Annotated in this window: 11 protein-coding genes and 1 pseudogene; 9 read left to right on the top strand and 3 right to left on the bottom strand. The window is 37.6% G+C overall.

Annotated features, from left to right (window positions below; all coding sequences use genetic code 11):
• Positions 1-275: 275 nt before the first annotated feature.
• A complete protein-coding gene (locus C6H22_RS00950) occupies positions 276-773 on the bottom strand; it encodes a DinB family protein (RefSeq protein ID WP_104693474.1) in 498 nt (165 codons plus the stop codon).
• A 116-nt stretch (positions 774-889) separates the two neighbouring features.
• Positions 890-1,615 carry a sulfite exporter TauE/SafE family protein gene (locus C6H22_RS00945; protein WP_104693473.1) on the bottom strand — a complete coding sequence of 242 codons (726 nt, stop codon included), beginning with the start codon at positions 1,613-1,615 and terminating at the stop codon, positions 890-892.
• 167 nt (positions 1,616-1,782) lie between these two features.
• Here C6H22_RS00945 and rpmE point away from each other — a divergent pair, with 167 nt between their 5' ends.
• The 9 genes from rpmE to C6H22_RS00900 are packed head-to-tail and all read left to right on the top strand — an operon-like array spanning position 1,783 to position 9,029.
• On the top strand, positions 1,783-1,986 hold the full coding sequence (rpmE, locus tag C6H22_RS00940; RefSeq protein WP_095627477.1) for a 50S ribosomal protein L31: 204 nt from the start codon (positions 1,783-1,785) through the stop codon (positions 1,984-1,986).
• Positions 1,987-1,995: 9 nt separating this feature from the next.
• Complete coding sequence (rsmI, locus tag C6H22_RS00935) at positions 1,996-2,886, top strand: 16S rRNA (cytidine(1402)-2'-O)-methyltransferase (protein ID WP_104693472.1); 891 nt, start codon at positions 1,996-1,998, stop codon at positions 2,884-2,886.
• 9 nt (positions 2,887-2,895) lie between these two features.
• Positions 2,896-3,684 (top strand): TrmH family RNA methyltransferase, encoded by a 789-nt coding sequence (locus C6H22_RS00930; protein ID WP_104693471.1) that lies wholly within the window; start codon positions 2,896-2,898, stop codon positions 3,682-3,684.
• A gap of 2 nt (positions 3,685-3,686) precedes the next feature.
• Complete coding sequence (locus tag C6H22_RS00925; protein WP_104693470.1) at positions 3,687-4,823, top strand: hypothetical protein; 1,137 nt, start codon at positions 3,687-3,689, stop codon at positions 4,821-4,823.
• Between the two features lie 14 nt (positions 4,824-4,837).
• The gene (locus C6H22_RS00920; RefSeq protein WP_104693469.1) at positions 4,838-5,641 is read left to right on the top strand and encodes a hypothetical protein; all 804 of its coding nucleotides are present in this window, start codon (positions 4,838-4,840) and stop codon (positions 5,639-5,641) included.
• 19 nt (positions 5,642-5,660) lie between these two features.
• On the top strand, positions 5,661-6,878 hold the full coding sequence (locus C6H22_RS00915; protein ID WP_104693468.1) for an LL-diaminopimelate aminotransferase: 1,218 nt from the start codon (positions 5,661-5,663) through the stop codon (positions 6,876-6,878).
• A 17-nt stretch (positions 6,879-6,895) separates the two neighbouring features.
• Entirely contained in the window at positions 6,896-8,176 is a 1,281-nt protein-coding gene (locus C6H22_RS00910) for a homoserine dehydrogenase (RefSeq protein WP_104693467.1), read from the top strand.
• 5 nt (positions 8,177-8,181) lie between these two features.
• Positions 8,182-8,520, top strand: a complete 339-nt coding sequence (locus C6H22_RS00905) for a YraN family protein (RefSeq protein ID WP_104693466.1) — start codon at positions 8,182-8,184, stop codon at positions 8,518-8,520.
• A gap of 2 nt (positions 8,521-8,522) precedes the next feature.
• A complete protein-coding gene (locus C6H22_RS00900; protein ID WP_104693465.1) occupies positions 8,523-9,029 on the top strand; it encodes a 4Fe-4S dicluster domain-containing protein in 507 nt (168 codons plus the stop codon).
• 72 nt (positions 9,030-9,101) lie between these two features.
• Here the strand turns inward: C6H22_RS00900 and C6H22_RS00895 are convergent.
• A pseudogene (locus C6H22_RS00895) lies at positions 9,102-9,311 on the bottom strand (methyl-accepting chemotaxis protein); the annotation flags it as partial.

Genomic DNA, 9,311 nt, shown 5'->3' with positions numbered 1-9,311 from the left:
TTTTTTCCAGCACTCATGTAACTTTCTCCTTTGCTTCCCAATCTAAGATTACTTCAAATCGTAACCTGCCTTTTATTGTAAGCAAAAAGTTTTAAATTAGACTAGTGACTATATTCAATTTCTCACTAAAATGTAGGATTTTTTTTGAATCTAATGTGTGAAAAAAGGAGTTTTTCCCTTAAGGTAGGGAAACATATTATGTTACATTAAGAAACATAAAGAAGGAATACAAAAAATTTGAGGGCATCATGTGACTCTTTAATGTAAGAGCCACATTACATACCTAACATACCGGCAAAATCATTTGGTACATTCATAATGTCTAATATCGCAGCAATTTGCCCTCTGTGATGTGTGCCGTGATTAAGGATACTCAAAAAATATTGTGCAATGGATTTTTTAAAGCTTATACCAGGAAATGAAAGTTCTCGCACAGCACTAAAATCCGCGATTGAATCTACAAGATCAATGATAAGTCTATCTGCTTGTTTGCGCAGAGTGATAAGAGATTCAAAGTTGTTATTTTGTAAGCCACTAGCAAGAGCGTCTTGCAAGTCTTTGGTATCTAATGGATTTGGTGCATAAGAATTGATGATGCCTAACAAAATCGCTATATCAGCTTCCAAAATATGAATAAAGGTGCCTATGATTGAGGTGTAATACACACCGACATCTTTTTGGAGGTCACTAGGGTTTAGTGTTTCTAAAACCTTTAGCATATTGTCATTGGCAAATTGATTGTAACGTGCTTGTAGCGTAAGTACTTCTCGCATATTATTCTCCTTGTCGTTCGGGTTAGATAAAAGTCGGTATTCTAGTATGAGATTCTAAATGATATGTTAGAGGTTTGTGTTGTAGGGATCTGGGGAAATGTTAGGTTACAGAGATTTTAAAGTAGCGCGATATTGTTAAAGGTTCCCCAGCCGCCATAACCTACCATACACAATCCAGCTAAAGTATTAAAAATTGCGGGTTTTATGATACGCATGAGACTTGATGCAAAGAGCGCAAATGGATACATAACAAGAGCAGTTGCAAGTCCAAAAACTCCCATTATCATAGCCCCACTAAAAGCATTACCGATCGCTATGGCACTAATGAGAAAAAAATACACAATGCCACAAGGCAAGATTCCATTTAATATACCTAGTAAAAAATATGAGAACATGGAGCGTGATGTAAGCAAATAGGTAAAAAATCTAAAAATCATAAAGCCATGCTTTTGGGTGGATTGTATCTGTGTGGAATCTTGCGAGGTGGGATTAGTAGGAAAGATGGAAAATTCAAAGATTCTCAAAAACTTTGGAAATAGCAAATATGCAAACCCAAATATAAGCAAGAGCACACCTACGCATATGCCCACAATGGCTTTTATGTGCATGTTTTGTGTAAAGATTGCACCAAAACTTCCAAAGATTGCCCCTAAAAGCATATACATACACACACGCCCACAGACATATAAAAAGTGCAAAAAAGCATTGTGTGCTAGAGCATGGGAGTTATGAATCTTGGCGCGTGTATAGGCGATAACTAATCCTCCACACATACCTACACAATGCCCTAGTGATGAAATAAATGCGATACTAAAAATACTCAATATATCAAAATACTGCACCAGTGTTACCTTGTCTCAAAATGATTTTTATAGCCTTGCATAGAATTTAGAGTGATTGTAACTTGTGTATGGTTATCGTTTTCTTAATGGCGATTTAAAAGTTTTTTAATAATTTTTTGCTACAATCCTGAATTTTTAAAACTACTTTCTTAAAAAGGGGTTTGGAGATGAAAAAAGGTATTCACCCAGAGTATGTTCCATGCAAGGTAACTTGTGTTACAAGTGGCAAAGAAATTGAAGTATTAAGCACTAAACCACAGCTTCGCGTTGATATTTCAAGTTTTTGTCATCCATTTTATACAGGAAGTGATAAAATCGCTGATGCGACAGGTAGAGTAGAGAAGTTCCGCCAAAAGTATAATCTCAAATAATTCTGTGTTGTGCTTACGATCCTCCCAGCCCCTATCGGTAATCTTTTAGACATTAGCCTTAGGAGTTTGCAGGCTCTTGCACAAGCACAAGTTGTGTTGTGTGAAGATACACGCATAACAAAAAAACTCTATATGCTGCTTTTAGAGCGGTCTCTTTTTGGTGATTTGCTGGATTCAGTAGCACTCTCTCATAAACGCTTTATTTCATTGCACTCTCATAATGAAGAACACATATTAGAGGCTTTTGATCGGGAATTTTTTAGTCAAAATGTTGTGTATTTAAGTGATGCGGGTATGCCTACTATCAGTGATCCAGGTGCGAAACTCGTGCAATGGTGCATCACTCATGACATAGCATATGATGTTTTGCCTGGTGCAAGTGCTCTTAATGTGTGTTTTGCCTCTAGTGGTATCGAATCTCAAGGCTTTTTCTTCGGTGGTTTTTTACCTCACAAACAATCCCAAAGACAGCAAACCCTCCGACATTATGCCATGCTTGGTGTGCCTTGCATTTGGTATGAGAGTCCACACAGAATCCTCCAAAGTCTCAAAGACATAGAGATTATATTACCAAACGCTTATTTGTGCGTATGCAAGGAGCTTAGCAAGATTCATCAAGCAAGGTTTTTTGGTAATGCTACAGAAATTTTGCGACAACTAGAGGGGGCAAAGATTCTTGGAGAGTGGGTGTTATGCCTTGTAGATGAAAGCAAGGAAGAACCAAGCTTATGTTTAAGCGAGGTAGAAGCACTCGATATAACACCAAAAGCAAAGGCTAAGATTCTTGCACATTTGACACAAAGAAATGTCAAGGAGTGTTACCAAGAGCTTTTAGAATCTACTATGATTAAAGCCCACAGAGAATCTAGCGATACTGCAGACACTTCGCTTTTATCATAAGGAATAGTTGTGATTGTTTTTGGGAAGCGGCCTGTAAACTATGTGCTGGCACATCACAAGGAAAAGATTCAAGAAATTTATGTTGCTAAAGATTTGCCAAAAGATCAATTTGTGCGTCTCAAACAAACACATAAACCCATAAAGATTCTGGATTTCAAAAAAGCCCAAGCCCTCGCACACGGACGCAATCATCAGGGTGTATTATTGCAGGTTATGTATGAACCTAACAAAGACATACGTTCTATGCTTGAGCTTGATACGCTAGCGATATTGTGTGGGTTAAGTGATGTGGGCAATATAGGTGCAATTGTGCGTAGTGCTTATGCATTGGGAGTTACAGGCGTGGTGTTGTGCGATGTAAATTTGCAAAAAAATGCTCTAGAAGGCATTATGCGATCTAGTGCAGGAGCACTTTTGGATATGCCATTTTGTGTCATTCCGCGTGCGCTTGATTGTATTAATGAGCTAAAAATGGCGGATTTTAGGCTTTTTGGTGCTGATATGGCAGGGGAGAGTATCCATAGTTTTATGCAGGCAAACATATGCCTCTCATCTGTGTCACAATCCTTATCCCAAACATCGCTAAATTCGCAAAAACAAGATATAATAACTCCTTTGAAATCACAATACAAAAAATGGGCGTTGTTTATGGGAAGCGAGGGAGAGGGGCTTAGTGCCAAAGTGTCTAAAAAATTAGATACAATGCTCAGTATTCCTATGGCACACACTTTTGATTCGTTAAATGTAGCACACGCGTGTGTTATTTTGTTACACAGATTATTATTGCTTAAGGGTTAGTAATGAAAGATAAAACATTAGATGAGCAACTTGAGTATCTCAAAGGAATTGGTATTAAGGAAATTAATAAAACAACAAGACTTGCTACAAATAAAATTGATGATATTTTACAAAAGCGTTTTGACAAGATAGAAGATGTGCGCGCTAAAGGCTTTGTGAGTATGTTGGAGCGTGAATATGGACTTGATTTGTCCGATTGGCTCAAAGAGTACGCACTCTATCATAACAAAATTTCTCAACCAAATCCACAGCCAGAAGTAGCTCCTAAGGCAAGTTCTGTTGCAGATATTGATATTAAACAAAAGTCTCAAACACCCAAAGCTCATAAGGAAGTTTCGACAATGATTAAAGATTTGAAACTTCCTAAAAAGGATTTACAAGAAACAACAAACATCAAACAGCCTGCTAGTGAACAAAAAAACAATGTAGCAAATGTGGTATTTTTTGTGTTTTTGGGTGCTGTTGTAGTGGGTTGTGTGTTGTATTTGGGATACAAGATGTTTATGAAGCCAGCATCTATTGCACGAAAGGTTGATATGCCAAAACCACAACCTTCAGAGATTGTTATCTTAGAGGAAATACAAACTAGCCATACTTCATCTGACAATGAGGCAACTAATGATGAAACATCCAGTAACAAGACGACAAGAGATCAGGATTTGCAATCCCAATCTCTTGTAGATTCTCCAGATTCACAAGACGCTACAAACACTCAAGCTAGTAACAAAAGTGATTATGATGGAATCTATATAGATTTTAATGCATTACCACAGAATCCTCAAACTTCTATAAAAGAAACACCACTTCCAGAGCAACTTCCACAGCGAGAAATTGTAGATAGAGTCTTGCCTCAACCTATTTCAAAACTTACTATTATGCCAAATAGTGCGTTGTGGGTGGGTGTAGTCGATCTTACCAATAATAAATCTACGCACCTTAATCTTAATAACACTTATGATATTGATCTTGATAGGCGCTATATTTTTGTGTTTGGACATAGTGATTTTGAGAGTTTGGTAGATAATCAAACATTCCAGCACAGGACGCAAAATTTTGTGCGTTTTTATTATGATGGCGTATCTCTTAAAGAAATAAACTATGCTACATATAGACGGCTTCACCCTCAAGATAATTGGTAATGCAAGGTTGGTGGATGAAAAAATATTTTGTGCTTATTTTGTGTTTACAATTACTTTGGGGTGATGTGCTTGATGAAAAAATAAAAAATCTCATCGGTGAGAGAAACTACCAAATAAATGCAAATTTTATCCAAAATATTTTTCGTGATAAAAGTCTTTTTTATATCAATGGTGGCATTAATATGAAAAATGTTGTCCAAGCACTTAAAAATAATGGTTTGCTTATTCTTAAATTTCCAAGTCCTCTTGAGGTACAACTTAGTTTTGTTGCACGTACGAGTCCGATATTGCTAACGCGCACGATAAATGACATACTCTCTAGTATGGGATATGCATTTTTTAATGTTCAAAAGGCAGATTACAACAATGGTATTACCTCGCTTAGCTTTGTGTTTGTAACTGAACACACGCCCGATCTTAGTATTATTATGAGTGAGTTAGAAAAGCGCGGAATACGCTGTATTGACATCAAACACCAGAATGCACAAAATTGGGAATATCTCTTAGAGATTGATAATCCACAGATTCCAAATGCGCGACTTTTGCTTATCAATCAACCCCTCGCCTTGCGCGATGTTTCTGGTCAATATTGGCTTAGTCTCCAAACACAAGGTAAGATGAAAATTTCTGCACAATCTAAATGGTATCCTCGTATCGTGCTTTATGATAGAAATTTGCGAATCTTAGATTCGATTTTGAGCCAAGATTCTAAAACAAGCGTGAGTGTCAAAGTCCCACAGGGCGTAAGTTTTGTGATGATTACCGATGGGAATAATCCTATGAATCTTAGAAATGGCATTAATGTAGAGTATGATTAGGTTATAAAAGGAGTCAAGAATGTTTGATGAGATCGAATTTGAAAAAATAAAGCGTTTGCCAAAGTATGTATTTGCTGCGATAAATGAAATTAAGCTACAAATGCGACAAAATGGCGAAGATGTGATTGATTTTTCTATGGGTAATCCAGATGGTGCCACTCCGCAACATATTGTTGATAAGCTTTGTGAGGCTACCAACAAACCAAAAAATCATGGCTATTCTGTAAGTAAGGGAATTTATAAACTTCGTTTAGCAATTTGTAATTGGTATAAACGCACTTATAATGTGGATTTAGATCCCGAACTTGAAGCATGTGTAACAATGGGAAGCAAAGAGGGTTACGCACATCTTATCCAAGCCATCACAAATCCCGGTGATAGTGCTGTAGTGCCTGAACCAGCGTATCCTATTCATTCTTATGCCTTTATTCTTAATGGTGCAAATGTGCATAATTTTCCTATCAAGTGGAATGAAAATATGGAGCTTGATGAGGAGGAATTCTTTGCTTCTTTGACACAAACACTTTGTGAAAATGTGCCAAAACCAAAATTTGTTGTAGTAAATTTCCCACACAATCCGACTACAACAATTGTGTATAAACGCTTTTATGAGCGTCTTGTGACACTTGCTAAAAAAGAGAGATTCTATATTATTTCGGATATTGCGTATGCTGAATTATGTTTTGGGGATTATAAAACACCAAGTATTTTGGAGATTGAAGGTGCTAAAGATGTCGCAGTAGAGACTTATACGCTAAGCAAAACCTATAATATGGCAGGGTGGCGTGTAGGGTTTGTTGTAGGTAATTCTAAGATTGTGCAGGCTTTGCAAAAAATCAAAAGTTGGCTTGATTATGGAATCTACACACCTATGCAAATAGCCGCTACAATTGCTCTGGATGGTGATCAAAGTTGTATTGAAGAGATAAAAGAAAAATATCAAACGCGTATGGAAGTTTTGATACAATCTTTCAAAGATGCAGGGTGGGAGATTCAAAAACCAAAGGCAAGTATGTTTATTTGGGCAAAGATTCCATCAGTGGTGGAGCATTTGGGCAGTATGGAATTTTGTAAGCAATTGTTGCAGGAAGCAAAAATTGCATTAAGTCCGGGTGTTGGATTCGGACATCATGGTGAAGGATATGTGCGTATCGCACTTATTGAAAATCAAAAGCGCATTCGCCAAGCTGCGCGTAATCTCAAAGTATTTTTGAAGCGTTTTGAAGATACAAAGTAAAAGATAAGTAGGATTGTATGCGAAGTTTGAACATAGGTATCATTGGCGTTGGTGTAGTAGGAAGTGCGGTTGTTAAGATTCTAGAGCAGAACAAAGCTCTTATTAATGCGCGTGCAGGTGCGGAATTTTGTCTAAAAAAAGGTGTGGTGCGAGATATTACCAAAGCTAAAGAGAGACTTGGTGATTATGTGATACCTCTTAGTACGGACATAAATGATGTGCTAGAAGATGAAAGCATTGATGTTGTTTTAGAATTAATGGGTGGTGTGCATGATGCCTATGAAGTTGCCAAAAAGACACTTCAAAAAGGTAAGGCGCTCATCACTGCTAATAAGGCTATGTTAGCTTATCATCGCTTTGAGCTAGAGCAAATTGCAGGGGATATTCCTATAGGCTTTGAAGCGAGTGTGGGTGGCGGGATTCCTATCATTCGCACATTAAAAGATGGGTTAGGGTCAAATCATATTTTGGCGTTGAATGCGATCTTAAATGGCACAAGTAATTATATTCTTACACAAATGTTTGAGCATAACAAAAGCTTTGCAAATGCACTTAAAGAAGCACAAGATTTAGGGTATGCCGAGGCTGATCCTACGCTAGATATTAATGGCTATGACGCTGGTGCAAAGCTCCTTATTCTTGCTTCTTTGGCGTATGGTATTAATGCAGTGCCTGAAGATATTTTGATTGAAGGGATTGAGGATATCACCACTGATGATATGGAGTTTGCCAAAGAGTTTGGCTACGTGATTAAACTCTTAGGTATTGCCAAGCGACAAGAGGACACACTTGAGTTGCGTGTGCACCCTACGCTTATTAACAGAGATTGTATGATTGGCAAGGTAAGTGGTGTGATGAATGGCATTAGTGTGTTAGGGGATTGTGTTGGCGAGAGTATGTATTATGGTGCTGGAGCTGGTGGTGAGGCTACGGCAAGTTCTGTAATTTCAGATCTTATTGAAATTGCACGTGATACGCATTCTAGTATGCTTGGATTTTCAGAATCTATCCAAACCTCTCTTAGCTTAAAAGCTTCAAAAGACATTCTTTCTAAATATTATATTCGCCTTTATACACAAGATAAGCCCGGGGTGCTAAGTCAAATCGCACAGATTCTAGGGGATAATCATATCTCTATCAAGGCATTTTTACAAAAAGAACATCAAGATAAGGGAGTAGCAAAACTTTTGTTTTCTACACATACAAGTAAAGAATCGGATATAAACAACGCCTTAGCAGCCTTTACATCTCTCTCAAGTGTGCTTAGTGAGCCTTATAAAATCCGTATACAAGACTAAGTGTTATGAGCAGAGCTAAGGGATCGCAGGCTGAAAGCGATGCTTGCGCATATCTTGAGAGCTTAGGATTTGAAATTATTGAGCGTAATTTTTTCGCCCGTTATGGTGAGATTGATATTATCGCCAAGCGTGAAAACCTCTTGCATTTTATAGAAGTTAAGAGTGGTGTAGGGTTTGATCCTGTATTTAATATCACTCCCCTCAAGATTGTCAAGGTACAAAAGGCGGTACGTATATATCTTGCCAAATATCCTTCAAGATTGCCTTATTGCATTGATGCACTTATTGTGCGTTATGGGGATCAGATAGAATTTGAACTTTTAGAAAATATTACACAAGGTTAGATATGCAAAAGCGTGGTGGAATTTTTGGTGTGTTTAGTGCGACTTTTGGGAAGAAGGCAGATTTTATCCCCTTGCCTTATGTGAAGAATCTCCATGCACTACATAAGTGTGTGCAATGTGAGGGAAAATGTGCCACAAGTTGCCCAGAACATATTATTATCAAGAGTGCAAATAGCACCCCATATCTTAATTTTATGATTGCTGGTTGCGTATTTTGTGAGCAATGTGCTCACGCATGTCAAGAATTATGGGGCGATGAGGCACCTTTAGAAATAGCACATACACAACAACCTTCTACTATTGCAGCCAAGGTTTGTATTGATCCTCTTACATGTTTGGCGTGGCAAAAGACTCCGTGTATGAGTTGCAAAGATGTTTGTGGAGAAAACGCGGTTATTTTTAGTGGAGGATTATATCCTGAAATAGATTCAAAGCGGTGCAGTGCTTGTGGTTTGTGCTATGCAAGATGTCCGAGTTTTAGCATTGCTATCAAAGGCATACTTACATAAATCTCCATCTTTGTAGTGGCTAGACTCTTAATTAGTGTGTTAATCCCCATTGGATTAGGGGATTAGATTGTCTTAAAATTTCTTTTTCCCCACATTATCAAGAATTTCTGTGGCAATGACATTGACTTCTTGCGTGATGTTGTTTGTCGTATGTGCGATTTCAACATTTTGTTGTGTTTGAGTCTCTATTTGTGAGATAGATGTATTAATTTGGTGTAAGCCCTCAGTTTGTTCGAGAATAGATTCTGCTACTTCATTAGAAGATTGCACCAAGATATTAAC

The sequence above is a fragment of the Helicobacter equorum genome (genome assembly GCF_900198655.1).
GTDB classification, from domain to species: Bacteria; Campylobacterota; Campylobacteria; order Campylobacterales; family Helicobacteraceae; genus Helicobacter_F; species Helicobacter_F equorum.
This window is presented reverse-complemented; position numbering and strand designations above follow the sequence as displayed.